This is a genomic window from Pleomorphomonas sp. JP5 (assembly GCF_023721815.1).
In the GTDB taxonomy this organism is placed as follows: domain Bacteria; phylum Pseudomonadota; class Alphaproteobacteria; order Rhizobiales; family Pleomorphomonadaceae; genus Pleomorphomonas.
In genome coordinates, this window is the sequence record NZ_JAMDLI010000006.1 from 14,169 (window position 1) to 34,059 (window position 19,891).

13 protein-coding genes are annotated in these 19,891 nt (G+C 65.4%); 4 read left to right on the forward strand and 9 right to left on the reverse strand.

Translation table 11 applies throughout. The features are described 5' to 3' along the window. Nucleotides 1-160: 160 nt before the first annotated feature. Nucleotides 161-1,849 (reverse strand): NAD-dependent malic enzyme, encoded by a 1,689-nt coding sequence (locus M4J40_RS05445; protein WP_251752720.1) that lies wholly within the window; start codon nucleotides 1,847-1,849, stop codon nucleotides 161-163. A gap of 363 nt (nucleotides 1,850-2,212) precedes the next feature. On the opposite strand from M4J40_RS05445, the gene cowN reads away from it, so the two are divergent. Together cowN and M4J40_RS05455 are read left to right on the forward strand one after the other, a co-directional pair. Further along, the gene (cowN, locus tag M4J40_RS05450) at nucleotides 2,213-2,515 is read left to right on the forward strand and encodes a N(2)-fixation sustaining protein CowN (RefSeq protein WP_251752721.1); all 303 of its coding nucleotides are present in this window, start codon (nucleotides 2,213-2,215) and stop codon (nucleotides 2,513-2,515) included. A 174-nt stretch (nucleotides 2,516-2,689) separates the two neighbouring features. Continuing rightward, nucleotides 2,690-5,038: a methyl-accepting chemotaxis protein gene (locus tag M4J40_RS05455; RefSeq protein WP_251752722.1), complete on the forward strand. Its 2,349-nt coding sequence runs from the start codon at nucleotides 2,690-2,692 to the stop codon at nucleotides 5,036-5,038. A 388-nt stretch (nucleotides 5,039-5,426) separates the two neighbouring features. Here M4J40_RS05455 and M4J40_RS05460 read toward each other — a convergent pair whose 3' ends face one another. After that, nucleotides 5,427-7,484: a YgiQ family radical SAM protein gene (locus M4J40_RS05460; protein ID WP_251753176.1), complete on the reverse strand. Its 2,058-nt coding sequence runs from the start codon at nucleotides 7,482-7,484 to the stop codon at nucleotides 5,427-5,429. A gap of 482 nt (nucleotides 7,485-7,966) precedes the next feature. Continuing rightward, entirely contained in the window at nucleotides 7,967-8,788 is an 822-nt protein-coding gene (locus M4J40_RS05465; RefSeq protein ID WP_251752723.1) for a hypothetical protein, read from the reverse strand. A 263-nt stretch (nucleotides 8,789-9,051) separates the two neighbouring features. Between M4J40_RS05465 and M4J40_RS05470 the strand changes: the two genes are divergently transcribed. Next, the gene (locus M4J40_RS05470; RefSeq protein WP_405030718.1) at nucleotides 9,052-10,257 is read left to right on the forward strand and encodes a TIGR03862 family flavoprotein; all 1,206 of its coding nucleotides are present in this window, start codon (nucleotides 9,052-9,054) and stop codon (nucleotides 10,255-10,257) included. Here the strand turns inward: M4J40_RS05470 and folD are convergent. From folD to M4J40_RS05495, 5 genes are all read right to left on the reverse strand, one after another. Beyond that, nucleotides 10,254-11,120 (reverse strand): bifunctional methylenetetrahydrofolate dehydrogenase/methenyltetrahydrofolate cyclohydrolase FolD, encoded by an 867-nt coding sequence (gene folD / locus M4J40_RS05475; protein WP_251752727.1) that lies wholly within the window; start codon nucleotides 11,118-11,120, stop codon nucleotides 10,254-10,256. The genes M4J40_RS05470 and folD overlap by 4 nt on opposite strands. 298 nt (nucleotides 11,121-11,418) lie before the next feature. After that, complete coding sequence (locus M4J40_RS05480; RefSeq protein ID WP_251752728.1) at nucleotides 11,419-12,459, reverse strand: succinylglutamate desuccinylase/aspartoacylase family protein; 1,041 nt, start codon at nucleotides 12,457-12,459, stop codon at nucleotides 11,419-11,421. Between the two features lie 72 nt (nucleotides 12,460-12,531). Continuing rightward, the gene (gene cysG, locus M4J40_RS05485; protein ID WP_251752730.1) at nucleotides 12,532-13,992 is read right to left on the reverse strand and encodes a siroheme synthase CysG; all 1,461 of its coding nucleotides are present in this window, start codon (nucleotides 13,990-13,992) and stop codon (nucleotides 12,532-12,534) included. 398 nt (nucleotides 13,993-14,390) lie between these two features. After that, the gene (locus M4J40_RS05490; protein ID WP_251752731.1) at nucleotides 14,391-15,326 is read right to left on the reverse strand and encodes a sugar kinase; all 936 of its coding nucleotides are present in this window, start codon (nucleotides 15,324-15,326) and stop codon (nucleotides 14,391-14,393) included. Nucleotides 15,327-15,504: 178 nt separating this feature from the next. After that, entirely contained in the window at nucleotides 15,505-15,927 is a 423-nt protein-coding gene (locus M4J40_RS05495; protein ID WP_251752734.1) for an organic hydroperoxide resistance protein, read from the reverse strand. 182 nt (nucleotides 15,928-16,109) lie between these two features. Between M4J40_RS05495 and M4J40_RS05500 the strand changes: the two genes are divergently transcribed. After that, nucleotides 16,110-16,568, forward strand: a complete 459-nt coding sequence (locus M4J40_RS05500; RefSeq protein WP_251752735.1) for a MarR family winged helix-turn-helix transcriptional regulator — start codon at nucleotides 16,110-16,112, stop codon at nucleotides 16,566-16,568. A gap of 105 nt (nucleotides 16,569-16,673) precedes the next feature. Here M4J40_RS05500 and M4J40_RS05505 read toward each other — a convergent pair whose 3' ends face one another. Beyond that, on the reverse strand, nucleotides 16,674-19,883 hold the full coding sequence (locus M4J40_RS05505; protein ID WP_251752736.1) for an autotransporter domain-containing protein: 3,210 nt from the start codon (nucleotides 19,881-19,883) through the stop codon (nucleotides 16,674-16,676). Between the last annotated feature and the right edge of the window lie 8 nt (nucleotides 19,884-19,891).

Genomic DNA, 19,891 nt, shown 5'->3' on the forward strand with positions numbered 1-19,891 from the left:
TGAGAACAAATATATAGATTGTCACCCTTGCGCAGGCGAGGACCTCAGGCCGCAAGGGGTGCAACGCCGATATGGAGCTCGTCTCTTCCAACTCGATCCCCAAAACGAAACCGGGCGACCTCACGGCCGCCCGGTTCATTCATTCAGTCAATGTCGCGGTTCACACCAGCGACTTGTAGACCGGCTCCCAGGTCTTGGCCTTGATGGCGGCCTTGATGGCGGCGTCGTCCATCTTCGGGGCCAGGCCCTCGGACATTGCCTGCTTGGCGACGGCGACGGCGATGTGCGAGGAAACCTCACGCATGCGGTCCAGCGTCGGCAGCAGACGGTCGCCCGGGTTGGTCTTGGCAGGCGACAGCTCGGCGAGAGCGCGGGCAGCGGCCAAGAACATGGCGTCCGTCACGCGCGTGGCGCCGACCGCCAGCGTGCCCAGGCCGACGCCCGGGAAGATGTAGGAGTTGTTGGTCTGGGCGAAGTGGTAGGTCTTGCCCTCGTAGTCGAAGGGCAGGAACGGCGAGCCCGTGCCGATGATGGCGCGTCCCTCGGTCCACTTGATGATGTCCGACGGCTGAGCCTCGACGCAGGACGTCGGGTTCGACAGCGGGAAGACGATCGGACGCTCGGTGTGCTTGCCCATCTCACGGATGATTTCTTCCGTGAACATGCCCGGCTGGCCGGCGACGCCGACGAGAACGGTCGGCTGGGCGTTCTTGATCACTTCATAGAGCGAAGCCTTGCCGGCCTCGGCGACGTCCCAGCCGTCGATGATCTTGCTGTCCTGACGGAAGCCGAGCTGGAAGGTGTCGAGGTTCGGGGTCTTCTCGGTGACCAGGCCGTAGCGGCCGACGATGAAGAAGCGCTTGCGGGCTTCCTCGTCCGAGAGGCCTTCGGACACCATGGCCATGCGGATCAGGTCGGCGATGCCGACGCCGGCCGAACCACCGCCGAGGATGGCGACGCGCTGGTCCTTGAGGGACTTGCCGGTGATCTGGATGGCCGACAGCAGCGTGCCCGTGGCAACCGAAGCGGTGCCCTGGATGTCGTCGTTGAACGTGCAGAGCGCGTCACGATACTTGTCCAGCAGGCGGTTGGCGTTGTTCTTGTGGAAGTCTTCCCACTGCAGCAGGACGTTCGGCCAACGCTTCTTCACGGCTTCGACGAACTGGTCGATGAAGCTGTCGTATTCTTCGCCCCGGACGCGCTCGTGCTTCCAGCCGAAGTAGAGCGGATCGGCGATGCGCTCGGCGTTGTTGGTGCCGGTGTCGAGGGTGATCGGCAGGACGGTGTCGGGAGCGATGCCGCCGCAACCGGTGTAGATGGCCAGCTTGCCGACCGGGATGCCCATGCCGCCGACGCCCTGGTCGCCCAGGCCGAGGATGCGCTCGCCGTCGGTGACGACGATGCACTCGACATTGTCATAGCGCGGGTTGGCGAGGATCTCGTCCATCTTGGCGCGGTTCGGATAGGAGATGAACAGGCCACGCGGACGACGGATGATGTGGTGATACTGCTGGCAGCCGGCGCCGACGGTCGGCGTGTAGATCATCGGCAGCAGTTCGTCGAGGTTGCGGGTGATCACCGCGAAGTAAAGCGTCTCGTTGGCGTCCTGCAGGTCGCGCAGGTAAACGTAACGGTCGAGGTTGGTCGGCAGCGCGCGGATGGTCTCGAGGCTGCGGGCAACCTGCGTGTCGAGCGTCTCGACGGCGTCGCCGAAATAGCCGTTGAGCTTGAACGCGTCGCGCTCGGCCTGGGTGAAGGCCGTGCCCTTGTTCAGCAACGGATCTTCGATGAGGGCCTGGCTCGTGGGGATCGCCTTGACAGGGGCGTCCTTGAGGGTCACGTCAGTCATATGATGCTCCATCCTTCTCTATCGAACCGGGCCCGCCATCTGGCGGAACACCCTGGGGTCGGCGCGGTCGCCTCCCCCCGCTTTTCGGGCCACTTACTGCCTCTTTTGCGTCAGGAAATCTTCCGTAGAAACACGACGTCGTCTTTGCCCTCAGGAGCTTAAACGCGTAAATCGAGGGGTGAACGACTACTATATCGATGTAGTTGGCAATCATTGTCACAAATGCGACATCGATCTGGCCGGATTTCTCCAGCCATTGGAGCTTGTTTCTTCAGGAAAACCCCGGATATCCAGCTCTCTTCACGACTTGGCAAGGTGATTGCAACTGCCGACGGCAACTCGACACGCAACGGGAGTACGATCTTGCCGACCGCCGGCCACCCCCAGAACGACAGATACGTCACCTTCGAGGGCATCGATTTCGAGGGGAACATGGAGGCTGTGCTCGTCCACCTCCGCCGCTACATCGACGACCCCACTTTCGCCAACCCGTTCTGGGATCGCTTCCGAGAGCGCCTTGCCACGGCCGCCGAGGCGGAGCGCCCGGTGGCCGATCGTCTTCTGTTGATGCACGCCCACGTCTACTACATGGCCGAACTGTTCGAGGACAACGACGACACGGACGCCATTACCGCGCTTCGCCGACTCGAAGAAGAGTGCTTCTGATAATTATTTGCAAGTCAACTTGTCGTAACAAACACCTTGCATAGCAAATGCTGACAAGAACGATTCTCTTTGTCTGTCATATAAAATTCATATGATTACTTGATCGAATTTAGAGCTCATTAAGCGACGCTCGGCTTATTCATCGTGAAAACCGCATGAACCGGGAAATATACGATGCGAACAGGCCAGAGCATTACCGCGCAACTTTTCCTCTTCACGCTCCTCCTGGTCCTGCTCGCGGGCGCGGCGGGAGGCGCCGGCTTCTTCGGCCTGATGCGCACGGGCAGCGCCATCGACACGGTGACCGGCGTATCGACCGCGCTCACCAACATCAACACCGCCGCGGCCGCCATCCAGTCGCTTTATGCCTCCGGCCGAAGCGAGGACGCAGAGGCGGCGCTCGCCGGCATCGCCGCCGTCGATGACGGAGTTGCCTCGATGCCCGCCCTGAGCGGCGTCACGGCCGGCCTCGCCGACGCGGTGAACGCTCTTTCCGACGGCTGGCGGGACATCGATACGGCGACCCGCGACATCGACCGCGCCTTCTCGGCCCTCGCAGCGGTCGCCGCCAAGCTCGAGGCGAACGCCGTCGCGGACCTCGACAAATCTGAAACCGACCTTGAGGCGGTCAGCGCCGCGCTGGATGGCACGCGGGCGACCGTCTCGGGCCTGACCGACACCGAGTTGCGCCTCGTCCGAGGCCGAGCCGCCTTCGAAGCCTTTCTTCGCACCGGCGAGTTCAGCCAACTGACGGCCGGCCAGAACGCGCTGTCCATCGCCGCACGTCTTGCTGAGGACACCCGCGTCACGAACGAGGACGACGCCTTCGCCGAGGACCTCGGCGCCATCTCCACCCTCACCGCCGGCCTCTACCAGACGGTCGCCCGCAAGAGCGACAACAGCCAGTTCATCGACCTCGCCAGCGAGTGGCCGCGCCTGTCGCCGCGCCTTGCCACCGTCGACCAGCGCATCGACGCGGTGAACGCCAAGGCGCGCGAAAGCGCCGACAAGGCCTTCAACCGGACGGCCGGCCTGTCGATCCGCCGCGATCGGGCCGCCGCCTTCGGCACCGCGGTCCGGGACTTCCGTACCGCCGCCTACGAGTTGCTGCTTGCCACCGAGGGCTACCGGCTGCACCCCGACCTCGCCCACGGCAAGGCCATCGACGCCGCCCTCGACCGGGCCGGCGCCGCCATCACCGCGCTCGGACCGGACGCGGCCAAGGAAGTGGCGCTTCCCTTTGCCGACTATCGCAAGGCGACGAGCGGCCTGCGCCGGGCCACCGAAGCGCTGCAGTCGGCCCGCGCCGACACGATGCGCCTGTCGGCCGCCGCTGCCGACGCCCTGCACGAAACCGCCGACGCCGTCGCCGACGACGCGCGGGCCGACCGAGACGGCGTCAGCTTCGCGGTGCTCGCGGTGATCGCCGGAATCGTCGGCGTCGCCATCCTGGTTACCGCTCTCCTCAACCGCCGCATCGCCCGGCCACTGCGCGCCCTGACGCAGGTGATGCACGCGCTCGCCCACGGCAACCTCGACGTCACCGTCCCCGTCCGCAAGGGAGGCGACGAGATCGCCGCCATGGGCGAGGCGCTCCTGGTGTTCCAAGCCAGCGGTCGCGAGCGAGAAGAGTTGCGCCAGGCGGCCGAGCGCGACCACGCCCAGCGCGAGGCGCGCCGGGCGGCGCTCGAGGGAGCCATTACCGCCTTCGACGGCGCTGCCGCCGAGGTGATCGCAACCGTCGAGGACCTTGCCGGCCAGCTCGGGCGCGGCACCGCCGACCTCTCCGACGCCGCCACCCATGCCTCCGAACTCGCAGGGCGCACTTCGCTCGCCGCCGGCAGTGCTGCCGAGAGCGTCCGCACCATGGCCTCGGCGGCCAGCGAGCTCGCCCGCTCGCAAACCGTGGCCAAAGACCAGGCCAACGCCGCCGTCACCGTCGCCGGCACCGGCGCCGCCCATGCCCGCACGGCGAGCGGCGTCATCGCCGGCCTGTCGGACTCGACCGCGCGTGTCGGCGAGGTGGTGGACCTGATCGGTTCCATCGCCGCCCAGACCAACCTGCTGGCGCTCAACGCCACCATCGAAGCGGCGCGAGCCGGCGAAATGGGCAAGGGCTTCGCGGTGGTGGCCGGCGAGGTGAAGAGCCTTGCCAACCAGACCACGCGCGCCACCGACGACATCCGCAAGCTGATCGACGGCATCGGCAACGCCACCCGCTCGGCCGTGGAGTTGATCCGCGACATCGCCGCCTCGATGGCCGACATCGACGCCGCCGCCGGCGCCCTGTCGGAATCGGTGATCGGCCAGGGCGACGCGACGTCGGAGATCTCCGGCAGCGCCGCCATGGCCGCCGCCTCCACCGACGACATGGCCGTGGGAACTCAGGAGCTTGCCGGCGCTGCCGACCACACCCGCTCGGTGGCCGGCGACGTCACGGCCACCGCCGGCACCATCCAGGCCGAAATCGTCCGCATGCGCGGGCTGATCGAGTCCTTCTCAAGGGATGCCCGGGCGGCGTGAGGGGATAGAGGGAAACGCATCGGCTACGGCCGGAGATCTATATCGGCCGCTCGCCGTTTCCTGCCTGAGGTCCTGCGCCTGCGCCACTGCTGTCCGGTTTAAATCACTGGACAGGGTGCATGGCATTGATTCTACTCGTCTTCAGACGTTTAGCCGCGTTCTGGACACGAGCAGGAGCATTTGCCATCTCAAAACACCACCCAAACCGCCCGTAAGCGATCCAAGGCAGATGCTTCTCCCTGGGTTGGCGATTTAAACCGGACAGCAGTGGCCTGCGCGCAGGATGACAATCTATGTATATGATATTTATATAAATTTGTCATCCTGCGCGCAGACGCAGGACCTCAGGCAGAATGGAACACCCGGCACATATCAGGCTCCAGCCACCCTACCGACCCCTCGGCTTCCTCGCCGGTCCGCCGCCCACCGGCTTGCCAAACGTCCCCTTGGTGAGGAACTTCTGCGAGCCGTGCTTGGCGCCGGTGCGCCGCCCCTCGCCACCGCCAAGGCCCGTGCCGGCCGGCTGGAAGTTGGGGATCAGGTGGTGCTTCCCGTTGCCGATCAGGTCGGCGCGGCCCATCGACTTCAGCGCGTCGCGCAACAGCGGCCAGTTCTCCGGATCGTGGTAGCGCAGGAAGGCCTTGTGCAGGCGGCGCTGCTTCAGGCCCTTCACCGTCTCCACCCGTTCCGACCCGCCGCGCCTGACCGCCTTCAGCGGGTTGACGCCGGAATGGTACATGGCGGTGGACAGCGCCATCGGCGAGGGAAGGAAGGTCTGCACCTGATCGGCGCGATAACCGTTCTTCTTCAGCCAGATGGCGAGGTTCATCATGTCCTCGTCCGACGTGCCGGGATGGGCGGCGATGAAGTAGGGGATCAGGAAATACTTCTTGCCCGCCTCGGCCGCCGCCGCGTCGAACAACTGCTTGAAGCGGTCGTAGGCGCCGATGCCCGGCTTCATCATCTTCGAAAGCGGGCCCTCTTCGGTATGCTCGGGCGCGATCTTCAGGTAGCCGCCAACGTGGTGGCGCACCAGTTCCTTGATGTAGGTCGGGCTCTTGACCGCGAGATCGTAGCGCACGCCCGAGGCCACCATCACCTTCTTGACGCCCGGCACCGCCCTGACCTTGCGGTAGAGCTGGATCAGCGCCTCGTGGCTGGTGTTGAGGTTGGGACAGATGTCGGGATAGACGCAGGACGGCTTGCGGCAGGCGCTCTCGATCTTCGGGTCCTTGCAGGCAATCCGGTACATGTTGGCGGTGGGGCCGCCGATGTCGGAGATGATGCCGGTGAAGCCCTCGGTGCGATCGCGGATATGCTCGATTTCCTTGAGGATCGAGCCCTCCGACCGGTTCTGGATCACCCTGCCCTCGTGCTCGGTGATCGAGCAGAAGGAGCATCCGCCAAAACAGCCGCGCATGATGGTGACCGAGAAACGGATCATCTCCCAGGCGGGAATCTTGGCCTCGCCATAGGACGGGTGCGGACCACGCGCATAGGGCAGCTCGTAGACGCTGTCCATCTCCTCGGTGGTCAGCGGGATCGGCGGCGGCGTCACCCACAACTCGCGATCTCCGTGGCGCTGAACCAGTGGCCGGGCATTGCCGGGGTTGCTCTCGCGATGCAGCACGCGGCTGGCGCGGGCGTAGGTCTCCGCGTCCGCCTCCACCTGCTCGAAGGCCGGCAGGCGCAGCACCGTGCCGGCGCCGAGCTGGCGAGCGCCCTCGTCGGCGCTCTCGATGTCGTCGGCATGCGCCTCCGTCCACCCCTCGGGCACGGCGGATTTCATCAACGCCACGCCGCGCACGTCATCGAAGGTAGTGGGGTCGCCTCCCTTGGCGATGCGGTGCGCCACCTCGACGATGGCGCGCTCGGCATTGCCGTAGAGCAGGATGTCGGCCTTGGAATCCACCAGGATCGACCGGCGCACCTTGTCCGACCAGTAGTCGTAATGGGCGATGCGGCGGAGCGAGGATTCGATGCCGCCGAGCACGATCGGCACGTCCTTGTAGGCCTCGCGGCAGCGCTGCGAGTAGACGATCACGGCACGGTCCGGGCGCTTGTCGCCCTCCCCGCCCGGCGTGTAGCTGTCGTTGTGGCGGATGCGGCGGTCGGAGGTGTAGCGGTTGACCATCGAATCCATGTTGCCGGAGGTCACCCCCCAGAACAGGTTCGGCTTGCCGAGCACCTTGAACGCCTCGGCGCTCCTCCAGTCGGGCTGGTCGATGATGCCGACCCGGAACCCCTGCGCCTCAAGAAGGCGGCCGATGACCGCCATTCCGAACGAGGGATGATCGACATAGGCGTCGCCCGTGACGACGATCACGTCGCAGCTGTCCCAGCCCAGCACATCCATCTCGGCGCGGCTGCGCGGCAGGAACGGCGCGGTGCCAAAACGGGCGGCCCAGTGCTTGCGGTAGGAAAAGATCGACTTCGCGGCTTCCATCATGGCCCTGCCGTTAACAGATTTGCCCCGGAGAGGAAACGCTTGAAGCGAGCGCCCGGAGACGACGTCGCGCAATCGGACAAGCCGACGGGAGCGCCAGACATCCGCCATTTCATCGGCCAAGGCGGCTTATACGTGCAATCACCAATAGTGAAAACATCCAAAAAATAACAGCCGAGGTCGCGATTCCTTTTGTGTCCGGCGGCATTTTTTGCTAAGTTTAAGGCATGATGAATTTCTGAGCGCAGAATGCTCTGGCTCTATAAATAGAAACTGCCCTGGAAGCGTCCTAGGCCGAGCGAAACAGAAAAAGAACGATACGTAAGTTCGATTTTTATAACGTAAGGCTAAACGCCCCGAGCGAGCAGTTATATTAAAGGCTATACTTTAAGAAAAGCCGGAACAATTGCGTTCCGGCTTTTACTTTTTCTATATAGAACACAAAACGGACCAGACGCTCGAGCGGCAGAAGAATGCTTGGGCTAATTCAACCGGTGATCGATCCAGAAAAGGCGCGCCCGCGTGGCGGCAGCGGCAAACTCCATCGTCACCTCGGTAAACCAGGCATCGAAGTCGGCGAGCAGTCGGCTGGACAAACTGACCCGCCGCCAGGCTTGCGCCTCGGCTGCCAGCAAACCTTGCGCCTCCGCCGCGTGCAGCAAGTTCCAGATCTGGCTTTTCGACACACAGAAGGCCGATGCGGTCTCCTTGACGTCGAAGGCAACCTGCATCGACCCGGTTGCCCACCACTGGAGCAAGAGCTCCAGCAACATCGAAAACCCGCCGTCGCGCATGACGAAGAAGGCGACGGTCGGATGGCGCGCCAGGAAATCCAGTTCTTCGGTCGGCGCCAGCGCCCAATGGTAACGAAAGGCCAGCACGAACTCGGGCGTCTCCCGCTCCTCCCCGGTGAGGTGGAACAGCCCGAGCGGCCCCAGTGGCTCGAGTTGCGCCATCAGCCAGCGGTGATCCTCGCGCACCATCTTCTCGGTCGGCTGGAGGAGACGCTGGCGGCGGTCGCTGCCAGGCAGCGCCTCAAGGAAGCCGAGCTTGCGCAGAAGCAGCGCCTGCGCCGCGACCCGGCCGGGACTGAGGTTGCGATAGTCCGCCGACAGCTTCTGCAGGCACGTGAGCGTTGGCGTTGGCGCGGCGGGATCGAAGACGCGGCAGGCGTGAATGTGCAACGCGCAGCCGAAAATGGCGTGACGCGGCAAGGTGTTCACTGCCTTGTTGAGGAGGCCGGTGTTTCGATAGAGCGCGCTCGCCCCTTCGATATAGACGCCTCGTGCCTCTGGAAATCCCATCGCTCCCCCGTCAGACGACATGGCGATGATACTTTTGTATTATATTCGATCAGTCACATTTTTCAAAGCGTCCATCTCGTCTTGCGAAGTATGTCTGTTGCACGGTTGATCATACTTGCGCCAAGTCTCCTGACGCTCACTTGCTCCGAGGCGCCCCACGTCGTGCGAAAACAAGCGCGGCACCGGATTTGACTTTTGAAACCGGGCTGACATAAGGCGCCAGACCGACTGACAGGAAGATAAGCTCCCGGATGGATGAGAAAATGGCGGACGTGGCGATCGTCGGTGGTGGACCGGCCGGGCTGATGGCGGCGGAGGTGCTGGCAAGCAAGGGCTGCCGCGTCACCATCTACGACGGCATGCCGAGCCTGGCGCGCAAGCTGCTGCTGGCCGGCAAGAGCGGCCTCAACCTCACCCATGCCGAGCCCTGGGACCGCTTCATCACCCGCTACAGTCCAGCCGCGCCGGCGCTCCTCGCCGCGCTCGATGCCTTTCGCCCCGACACCCTCGTCGCCTGGGCCAACGCCCTTGGCGCCGATTGCTTCGTCGGCTCGTCCGGCCGGGTGTTCCCCAAGGCGATGAAAGCATCGCCACTCCTGCGCGCCTGGCTCAGGCGGCTCGCCGACCAGGGCGCCATGGTGAAGACGCGTCATCGCTGGACCGGCTTTGCCAACGGCGGACTGACCTTCGACACGCCGGATGGGCCGGCCGAGATCCAGGCCAATGCAGTGTTGTTCGCGCTCGGCGGCGCATCCTGGCCGCGCCTCGGCTCGGATGCCGCCTGGGTCGCCCCCTTCCGGAGCATCGGCATCGAGGTCGCCGACCTCAGACCGGCCAACGCCGGCTTCGATGTCGCGTGGGACGCACTGTTCGTCGAGCGCTTTGCAGGCAGCCCGGTCAAGTCGGTGACGGTCACCTCGGACGCCGGCACGACGCCGGGCGAGTTCGTCATCTCACGCCATGGCGTCGAGGGCAGCCTCGTCTACGCTCATTCCGCCGCCCTGCGCGACCGCCTCGCCCGCGACGGCAAGGCCGATCTGGTGGTCGATCTGGCGCCGGGCCGCGCCGCCGAGCGCCTCGCCCGCGACCTTGCCCGGCAGGACGCCAAGGCATCGTTCAGCAATCGTCTGAGGAAGGGCGCCGGGCTCGACGGCGTCAAGGCGGCGCTGGCCCGGCTGTTCTCGTCGGAGGAGGAACGCCGCGATCCGGACCGGCTGGCCGCGCGCCTCAAGGCGTTGCCCATCCCGCTCGTCCGCATCCGGCCGATCGAAGAGGCGATCTCCTCGGCCGGCGGCATCCGCTTTTCCGACATCGACGACCGCTTCATGCTGAAGGCGCGGCCGGGCATCTTCGTCGCCGGCGAAATGCTCGACTGGGAAGCGCCGACCGGTGGCTACCTCCTCACCGGCTGTTTCGCCACCGGCCGCGCGGCGGCCAGCGGCGTTCTCAACTGGCTCGAAAGCGCTTAGCCGGCGATCCGCCGCGCCGCCGAATCCAGCGTGTTCAGCATCAGGCAGGCGATGGTCATCGGGCCGACGCCCTTGGGCACCGGCGTGATGTGGCCGGCAACCTCGGCGGCCGAGGCAAAATCGACGTCGCCGACCAGCTTGCCCTTGCCGTCCACCTCGATGCGGTTGATGCCGACGTCGATCACCACCGCGCCCGGCTTCACCCAGTCGCCCTTCACCATCAGCGGGCGACCGACGGCGGCCACCAGCACGTCGGCGGTGCGGCAGAGAGCCGGCAGGTCGGCGGTCTTGGAGTGGGCGATGGTCACCGTGGCGTTCTTCTGAAGGAGCAGTTGAGCCATCGGCTTGCCGACGATGTTGGAGCGGCCGATCACCACGGCATGCTTGCCGGCGAGGTTGGGCAGAATGCGGTCGATCAGGATCTGCGAGCCACGCGGCGTGCAGGGCACGAAGCCCGGCAGGCCGATGGAGAGACGGCCGGCATTGACCGGGTGGAAGCCGTCGACATCCTTGTCGGGGTCGATCAGACCGAGCACCTTGTCGGCGTCGATCTGCTTGGGCAGCGGCAGCTGCACCAGGATGCCATGCACCGCCGGATCGGCGTTGAGCTTGCCGACGAGGTCGAGCAGGTCGGCCTCCGAGGTGTCGGCCGGCAGGATGTGTTCGAAGCTCTTGAGGCCGCACTCGGCGGTCGCCTTCAACTTGTTGCGCACGTAGACGCCGCTCGCCGGATCGTCGCCGACCAGCACCACCGCGAGACCGGGAACGACGCCATGCTTGGCTTTCATCTCGGCGGCGCGAACGGCGATGTCCTGACGGAGCTCGGCGGCGATGGCAAAGCCATCGATAATCTGTGCGACCATGGCGGTGTCCCCTCGTGGCTGAAGACCGGGCCTAACCAGATAAGCCCGGCGATTGCAAGCGGCACGAAGGGATCAATCGAGTAAGGTGGCGGAATGAGGGTCGCCCAAGGGATCTGCCTGCAAGGGGCATCGCGGCATCGAGCACCCTATATCCGCCCCTTGCGTTCTTGTCCTGAGGTCCTGCGCCTTCGCGCAGGATGACGGAATTATATATTTAAAACATATACATAGATCGTCATCCTGCGCGAAGACGCAGGACCTCAGGCAGAAAGAGGCGTGCGGCCGATATCAGGCCCCCTCAGCTCTCCAGCGCCCCGCCATCCTTGGCCGTCACCGACCGCGTGTCGCCGACGATCTTCACGAGATCGTCGCCTATGCGTATGGCGCGGGCGAGCACCCGCGTCAGCACGAGGCCCGCCGCCATGGCGTGCACCGGCACGGACGGCTCGCCCGGAACCGGGATCATCTCGGCGACGAGCTGGCCGGCGTTGACGACATCGCCCGGCTTGACGTGGAAGAAGGCCATGCCGCCGACCGGCGCGCGCACCATCTCGACATAGGACTGCGGCACGCCTTTACCCTTGAACGGCCCCACCGGCGCCGCCGACGCGTCGGCGATCACCCCACGCCCGACCAGGAAGCGATAGAGCCCATCGCCGTCTCTCTCGGCCGTTTCCGGCCCGACGTCGTGAATGCCCTTCAGCTCCACCGTCGCCACGACACGCCGCTCGAAGTTGCCGGCGGCGAGATGCGGCCGGAAGGCCGCCTCGTCGAAGGACGCGTCGGTGCCGCCCTCGAAGGTCAGCACGGCGCCGCAGTCGAGCGCGGCGGCAAGGTCGGCGCTGTGCGGCCAGAGCTCGGCCGGCATGTAGAGGTAGTTCGGCCCCTCGTTGTCGCAGTGGAGGTCGAGCACCAGATCGGCGTCGAGGGCCAGCGCCTGCAACGCCGCCTTCAGTCGGCGATCGCAGGACACCGTGTCCGGCAGCGAGAGAAGCGCCGGGTCGGGCCGGTCGATCAGCGCGAAGGCGCGGTTGAAGTTGGTGCGGCTGCCGTAGAAAAAGCGGCCCTGATGGTCGTCCCACTGGAACTGGTTGAGACCGATCGGATTGGCGAACGGGACGACAGTGATCGAGCCCTTCAGCCGCCCCTCGGCCTCCGCCGCCTTGAGCTTCGGAATGAGGACGTGCAGCGCCGCGACGCCCGGCAGTTCGTTGCCGTGCAGCGCCGCCTGCAGATAGGCCTTGGGCGCCTTGGGGTCTGTGCCGGCAAAGCGCAGCGCCGTCAGGGAGTAGCTGAGACCCGGCATGTCGCCGGGAATGGTCAGAAGCGTCTTGTCCATACCGTCCGTCCGTAGAAAATGCGAATGCTTCCTAGCACTCCGGACGGTGGCAAGGCCATGAAAAACAACGGCTCAAAGCGCCACAGCGGTCAGGGCCGAGACCGTGGCCGGCGTTCCCGCCTCGAACACCTTGCCGATGCCGATCACCAGTGGCTGGTCGGTGGGCACCGAGCCGAGCGTGAGGAGATCGGCGAGGCGGTGACGCTCAAGCTTCTGCCCGCGCTGGCCGACGCCGAAGCCGAACACCACCGGCGTCTCGCCGGGGAGGCCCTCGGCGACCAGCCGCTCGGCCACCCGGCCGGCGGTGCGGCCGCCCATGTAGACGATCAGCGTCGTGTCGGGATCGGCGAGGCCTCGCCAGTCCAGCCCCTCGTCGAGCTCGCCGCTCTTGGCGTGGCCGGTGACGAAGCGCAGCGAATGGGCGGCGTCGCGGTGGGTCAACGTGGCGCCGAGCGCGGCGGCCAGCGCGATGCCAGCCGAAATGCCTGGCACCACGTCCACGGGGACGCCCTCGGCCCTGAGCCGGTCGATCTCCTCGCCGGCCCGGCCGAACACCATAGGGTCGCCCGCCTTCAGGCGCACGACCCGCTCGCCGGCCCGCGCCAGCTCGACCATCAGGTCATTGATGTCTTCCTGCTTGCAGGAGGCCTTGCCGCCGCGCTTGCCAACAACGACGCGCCGCGCCTCGCGGCGGGCCAGCTCCAGCACGTCCGCGGAGACGAGATCGTCGTAGAGCACCACGTCGGCCGACTGCAGCGCCCGCACCGCCTTCAGCGTCAGGAGCTCTGGCTCGCCGGGACCGGCGCCAACCAGAATGACCCGACCGGGCGGTTCATCCGCATGGGCGGCGCCCTCGGCTTCGGCGACGAGGCGCGCCGCCTCCCCCTCTTCGGGGGCGGCGCCAAAGGCGCGTTCGGCGAAGCGCTCCCAGAAGCCACGGCGCGGCGCGCCGGGCGCAAGCGCCGATGTGACGGCGTCGCGGATGCGTCCGGCCAGCGCGCCCCAGGCGGACAGAGCCGGCGGCAACAGCGCTTCGATGCGGCGACGGATCGCCTGCCCCAGCACCGGCGCCGCGCCGTCGGTTGAGATGCCGATCACCACCGGCGAACGATTGACGATGGAGCCGAACAGCACGTCGCAGGCATCGGGCTTGTCGATGACGTTGACCAGCGCCCTCGCGGCATGACCGGCCGCCTGGAATGCCGCGATCTCCTCGGGCGCGTCGCTGTCGAGCACGGCCAGCGCCGCGCCGACGAGATCGGCCTCGGTCCAGGTGCGGCGATGGAGGGTAAGGTTGCCCGGCGGCGTACCACGTTCGATCACCGCCACGAGTTCCACATCCGGCGTCTCGGCGAACACGTGAACGTCGCCTCCGGCCGCCGAGAACAGTTCCGCCTTCCAGGCCGCCGCCTCCGATGCGCCCGCCACCACCACCCGACGCCCCGTGAGGTCGACGAACAATGGCAGCCGGGCAAGCGGCTGCATGCGGGCGGGAAAGGTGCGAAGCGGGGCGCGCGCGTCGCGCTCGGTCATCTCGGGCATCCTGTTCAAGGGTCAGGGTCTGGGTTCGGCGCCAGTATCTCAAAGGCGGCGCCCCGGCAGAAGAACCGGCGTGCCAAACTCCGTCCATAGCCGGATTTTCATTATCCGAATACTGGCAAGGACAGTCAGCTTTTTCTCTGACAAGCGATCGCGTCCGGCCCGAAACACTTCGTCGCCGGCACCGACGCCCGGAAGGAAAGGCGGCGATACCGACGACGATGCTGCGCTTGGCCCTGTTGCGGACCGGTTCCCTTGGAAGGTGCGCCGTTCTCGGCCCACTCGCGTTTCTACAAAGCAGGATGCGTGCCAGCCCCAAGCCAGCCAACACCCCACCGGAGAGCGGTCGCCCCGGTCGGTAAGCGCCTATTTCATGGGCATCTGCCTATCGGTCAGCCAGCGCCGACGCCGAGATCGGCCACAAGGTTCATGTCGATCAATGCGCCGCGCGCCTGGATCACCCGCGCCGCCACCGCGTGGCCATGCCGCACCGCTTCCGCCGGCGAACGACCACCAGCAAGGCGGGCGGCGAGATAGCCGGCGTTGAAGCTGTCACCGGCGCCGGTGGTATCCACCGGACGATCGACGCGTTCGGCCGCCACCCAGGCGTCGAGCCCGCCGGCCCGAACCAGCGTCGGCTCTGCGCCAGCCTTGACGACGACCTCCCGCACGCCCAGCGCAGCGATGCGGTCGGCCGTGCCAATGGCGTCGGCGTCGCCGTAAAGCTCGGCATCATCGGGCGAGGTCGGCAGCGCGATGGTTGCGGCTCGGTAGCCCTCGATGATCGCAGCCGCCATGGTCGATGGGTCGGGCCAGAGACGCGGGCGAAGATTGGGATCGAACACCACCTCGCCGCCGCGCGCACGCACCTTGGCGAGCGCGGCGAAAAGCGCGCGTCGATGCTCTGATGACAGGATGGCCAGCGTGATGCCGGAGAAGTAGGCGACGTCGACATCGGCCAGCGCCGCGTCGAGACGCGTGCTCACCGAAGCGAGCAGCTTGGCGGCGGACTCGTTGCGCCAGTAGGTGAACGAGCGTTCCGCGCCATTCAGCGTGATGAGGTAGAGGCCGACGGTGCGGCCGGCGACCCGGTCGATGGCCGAGGTGTCGATGCCGGCGCTGGCGATGAAGTCGACCATCTCGTCCGAGAGGGCGTCGGACCCGACGCCGGTCACGTATTTGACCAGAGACTTCCCGCGATCCAGCAGCGCCCTCAGATACCAGGCGGTGTTGAGCGTATCGCCTGCGAAACCGCGCTGATAAAGGCCGCCCGCCTGCGGCGCCAGTTCGACCATGCACTCGCCTATGCTGGCAAAGCGTGCCGCCATCATCTTCTCCCCCCCCCCAAAGAACGGTCGAACCTATTCTGAGCCCCGGCAGCGATCAAGCTCGCAACCTGACGGATCGAAACTGCTGAACAATCGCGAAAAACGGCGACGCGCCGGGTGGGGGGAGCCCGGCGCGTCGATGGTCGGCTAGAGCGGGACGGGGGAGGGGCAACCCGCCTTAGAGCACGACCAGCGTTTTCTCGATGTTGCCGCGCGTCGCGTGGCTGTAGGGGCAGACGATGTCGGCCTTGGCGACCAGATCCTCGACCACGGCGCGATCGACGCCGGGCACCTTGATCTCAAGCTTGGCGGTGATGCCGAAGCCGCCGCCATCCTCACGCGGACCGATGCCGATGTGGGCGTCGATCGACGCGTCGGCGGGAATGGAGACCTTTTCCTTGGAAGCCACGAACTTCAGCGCGCCCATGAAGCAGGCCGAATAGCCGGCCGCGAACAACTGCTCGGGATTGGTGCCCTGACCGCTGTCGCCACCCAGCTCCTTCGGGGTCGACAGGTCGATCTTCAGGCGACCGTCGTCGGTCTCCGAATGGCCGGTGCGGCCGCCGGTCGTGTGGGCATGGGCGGTGTAGAGAACGTTCATGGCTTCCTCGCCTGTTTGTGTTCCGATGCCCATATCAATTGCGCGCAATTTGATTTTGAGCAATTCACATTCTCGTGATCACAACCGATTTCCACTGGGGAAATGCGACTTGCAACGTATATTGGTCCTCGCTTTCGCAAGAGAACGCCGACGACCGAAAAAGGTTCCAACTCCGGATCGCCATGACCAGCGCCCCAAAGCTCTCCGATCAGCTCTGCTTTGCCGCCTATTCCTTCACGCACGCCCTCAACAGGGCCTACCGGCCGCTCCTGGAGCCGCTCGGCCTCACCTACCCGCAGTATCTTGTCATGCTGGTCTTGTGGGAAGCTGACGGCCAGACGGTGAAGGAAATCGGCGAGCGACTGAAGCTCGATTCCGGCACGCTGACGCCGCTTCTGAAGCGCCTCGAAACGATCGGCTACGTGACGCGCCGTCGCGGCAAGGCGGACGAGCGGCAGGTGATCGTCCACCTCACGGAGGAAGGACGGGCACTATCGGACAAGGCGGCCGGCATACCCGTCGAACTCGGGTGCGCCATGGGCGCGGAGTTGGGCGAAATCGCCAACCTGCGCGAACGCCTGCTGGCGCTCCGCGACCGCCTGGGCGAGACCGGCTGCGCCGTCGGCGAGCCGGAGACATAAGGCGCGCCGATCGCGAGGGAGGCTCCCCTCCCCCGCCCACATCACATCATCGCGAAAACGAACCGGCGTTCGCTTGCCGCCGGCGCGCATCGGCAACCGTCGCCGTCAGAACTTCAGCTTGAAGCCGGCGTTGGCCGCATAGGCCCAACTGTCGTCGGTATAGCGGCTGGCGTTGAAACCGACCATCATCGACGTCTGCTCGTCGAGATGGAACTCGGCATCCAGGCCGAGCCGGCCGCCGACCTGATTGCGATCGCCCATCGTCGAGACAGAGAAGTCGGTTCCCGACATAGACGCGTTGAGGTTGGCGTCCCCGAGGTTGTAGGTGTCGAGCGCAGCAGCCGAGAAGGATACCGTGGCGCTCTTGCCGTTATCGAACCGGTGCTCCTTGCTGAGCTTGAGCTCGAACACGCCCTGGAGGGCCTGCGCCGACCGATCGTCGTAGGTAAGGTTCATCGTCGAGCCGGTTTCGCTGTAGCCCTCGAAAGAGCCATAGGTGTAGCGGACCGATCCGCGTGGCGTCAGCGTCCAGCCTTCCGACAGAACATAGGCGCGCGACAGGGCTATCTCCGGCGAGACGAACCAGCCATCATAACTGCCACGGGCAGTCTCGGTACCCGAGTTCACCTCGCGCGTCGTGTCGGAAAAGATGCCGCCGGCGATCACAGAGGCATCGAGCATGTAGCCCGACAGAGGCTGACGCAGATAGAAACCGGCGAAGGCCGTGTTGCCATCGACCTCGGAGGTACCGCTATCGGTCCAGCTCTTCAGCTGCCCGATGCCAGCCATGAAGCCGATACGCGTCCGATCGAAGACATGATCGACGCCGAGCGCCAGCCCATAGTGTTTCGCCGACGTATCGGAGTAGTCGTCGAAGCTGGCCCCGCCGAAAGCGCGCATCCAGAACAGGTTACCATACGGGTCCACCGCCAGCCCGTCGCCGACCATGGTCGAAATGGCTTTTTGGCTCTCGCTCTTCTGCTCGGCGTCGTCATAGGCCAGGGCCACGCGCGAGGAAACGCTGCGATCGACGTCGATCGACAAGACGTCGGTCGCCGTCGCGCCGATCGTGGAGCTAACCGTCTGCATGGTGTTGAAAACCGATGCGGAGGCACCGGTATCGACCACAGTCATGGTGCCCGACGCGGTGTTGGGAGTGGAGTAGAGGATCGTCTGGCGATTGTTGTCGAGCGCGACGGTGTTGCTGCCAACCAGATAGTTGGCGATCGGCACGACGAAGCTGCCTTCGGAGAAGCCCGTCGTGTTGTCGCTCGTTCCGGCATAGTCGACGACGGTGGTGAAGCTGGCGCCGGCCAGGATGTTCAGGCGGTTGCCATCACCGGCGTAATGGATCGACGCCACGTCGCCGTCGATCGTGCCGGAGGTCGTGACGGAGCTTGTGTAGCCATTGGCGAACACGACGCCATACTGGGTACCGTCGATCGAGCCGGTATTGAACAGCGATCCGCCTTTCATGGTCACCGTATCGGCGGTGCTCGTCACCGAACTCGTCACCCTGAGCGTGCCGTTGTTGACCGTGAAGGCGTTCTTCGTGAAGCTCGACGTATCCACCGACAAAAGGCCACCATCGACGGTCACCCCGCCGGTGAAGCCGCTGTAGTCGCCCGTCAGCCCGGTCACGCCCGCCAGCGATCGGATCGTACCGGAACCGGTCACGTCGACGCCGAAGCTGTAGTTGCTGTCGGTATGATTGAACAACAGCGTACCGTCGCCGGCGCCAAAGGAAATGCTCCCGACGTTCAGCGTACCCGCCGACGCCGCCGCCTCTCCGGCCGCCGCGCCAATATTGACCGCGCCGGTAGACCCGGCCAACTGGGCGATCTGAATGACGCCCGCACCGCCGCCCACCGTCACGGTGCCGCCGCTGGCCGCCGTCAACGAGCCCTTGCCGCCGGAGTTGTAGCCCACCGAGATTGCCGCGTTCGAGCTGACCGCACCACCATCCGAGACGGTCAGGGTGCCGACGTCGTTCCAGCCGATGTTGATCTCGCCGGCCGACAGCGTCGACCCGGTGCCGCTGACGGTGCCGTGCCCATCACCCGCCGAAGTGTTGCCGAAATAAATCTTGCTGGTGCCCGTGGTGGCGACGATGCCACCGTTCAGAACGTTGAGATAGCCGGTGCCGATGTCGCCGACGTAGATGCGATCTGCAGTCAGTTTGGAACCGCTGCCGGTCACATTCAGCGTACCGGTGCTCGGCGCATACTCACCGATGAAGACGTCGCCCGTGATCGTCGTGGTGGCGGCGTTCGACAGGGTCATCGTCGCCGCACCATTCCAGCCGACAGCCAGTTGGATAGCGGAGATTGACGAACCCGGGCCGTCGACCTTGACGGTTCCGGTGCCCCCATCGACATAACCGACATACATCTTGCCGGTGCCAGTCACGGTGTAGCTCCCGCCATCCAGAACGTTCAGGGTGCCCTCGCCGGTCCCGCCGACATAGAGACGGTCGGACGTGACGGACGACCCGGTGCCGCTGATCGTCATGGTGCCGGTGCCTCTATAGAGCTCGGCAATCGAGACATCCGTCGTCACCGTGACCTTGGCACCATCGCTGACGTTGACGGTGCCGTCACCTTCGTTTCCAATGTTAAATTTCTTGGCGTTCACTTCCGACCCAGTTCCAGTAACCGTCAGGACACCAGAGCTATAGGGGTTGAACGCGACATAGACGGTATCCTCGGTCGTCACCTTTGCGCCGTCCGAGACGGTCATCTTGACTTTTCCGCTGTTGGAAACAACGAGGTCGTAGGCCGTCAGGGTTGTCGAAGCGCCGGAAAGATTGACTGTTGCCTTGGAGCCCACGTGCCAGCCGAGAATAACCCTTCGGTTCGCGCCGCTGGCCGTAATGGTGCCCCCGTCGGTCACCGTGAGAGTGCCCTCGCCGCCAAGACCGATGTAGATCCGGTTGGCGGTCAGGTTGACGACGCCGCTGGTGGTCAATGTCCCGACACCGGTGGCTTGATTACCCAGAATGAGATCATAATCGGAGGACAAAGATCCTGGGTTGACGACGGAAACCGTCGCCGTCCCCGTATCGCCGATAACGTAACTGTCGGTGCCGGTAATTGCGTCGGGGCTGGTAATCGTCGTCGAACCACTATCGAAAACAGTATTTGCAGCCTGCGCGGCCTGCACGGCCGCCAGCGTCAGCGACGACGACGCGAGAAGCGCCCGGCCCGTCGTGACCCAGGGGCGAACCTTGCCGACAGTTCGGCTCGTCGTGAGCCCGCGTTCCGAGGTGGGAACGCTGCGAAACAGCCTCTGCTTCTCGTTCACGACAATTTCCATTTTTCTTC

Excerpts from the sequence above, each read along its gene's own strand:
- M4J40_RS05445 (WP_251752720.1), bottom strand. The coding sequence starts at position 1,849 with ATGACTGACGTGACCCTCAAGGACGCCCCTGTCAAGGCGATCCCCACG.
- M4J40_RS05455 (WP_251752722.1), top strand. The coding sequence starts at position 2,690 with ATGCGAACAGGCCAGAGCATTACCGCGCAACTTTTCCTCTTCACGCTC.
- M4J40_RS05460 (WP_251753176.1), bottom strand. The coding sequence starts at position 7,484 with ATGGAAGCCGCGAAGTCGATCTTTTCCTACCGCAAGCACTGGGCCGCC.
- M4J40_RS05465 (WP_251752723.1), bottom strand. The coding sequence starts at position 8,788 with ATGGGATTTCCAGAGGCACGAGGCGTCTATATCGAAGGGGCGAGCGCG.
- M4J40_RS05470 (WP_405030718.1), top strand. The coding sequence starts at position 9,052 with ATGGCGGACGTGGCGATCGTCGGTGGTGGACCGGCCGGGCTGATGGCG.
- folD (WP_251752727.1), bottom strand. The coding sequence starts at position 11,120 with ATGGTCGCACAGATTATCGATGGCTTTGCCATCGCCGCCGAGCTCCGT.
- M4J40_RS05480 (WP_251752728.1), bottom strand. The coding sequence starts at position 12,459 with ATGGACAAGACGCTTCTGACCATTCCCGGCGACATGCCGGGTCTCAGC.
- cysG (WP_251752730.1), bottom strand. The coding sequence starts at position 13,992 with ATGACCGAGCGCGACGCGCGCGCCCCGCTTCGCACCTTTCCCGCCCGC.
- M4J40_RS05490 (WP_251752731.1), bottom strand. The coding sequence starts at position 15,326 with ATGGCGGCACGCTTTGCCAGCATAGGCGAGTGCATGGTCGAACTGGCG.
- M4J40_RS05495 (WP_251752734.1), bottom strand. The coding sequence starts at position 15,927 with ATGAACGTTCTCTACACCGCCCATGCCCACACGACCGGCGGCCGCACC.
- M4J40_RS05500 (WP_251752735.1), top strand. The coding sequence starts at position 16,110 with ATGACCAGCGCCCCAAAGCTCTCCGATCAGCTCTGCTTTGCCGCCTAT.
- M4J40_RS05505 (WP_251752736.1), bottom strand. The coding sequence starts at position 19,883 with ATGGAAATTGTCGTGAACGAGAAGCAGAGGCTGTTTCGCAGCGTTCCC.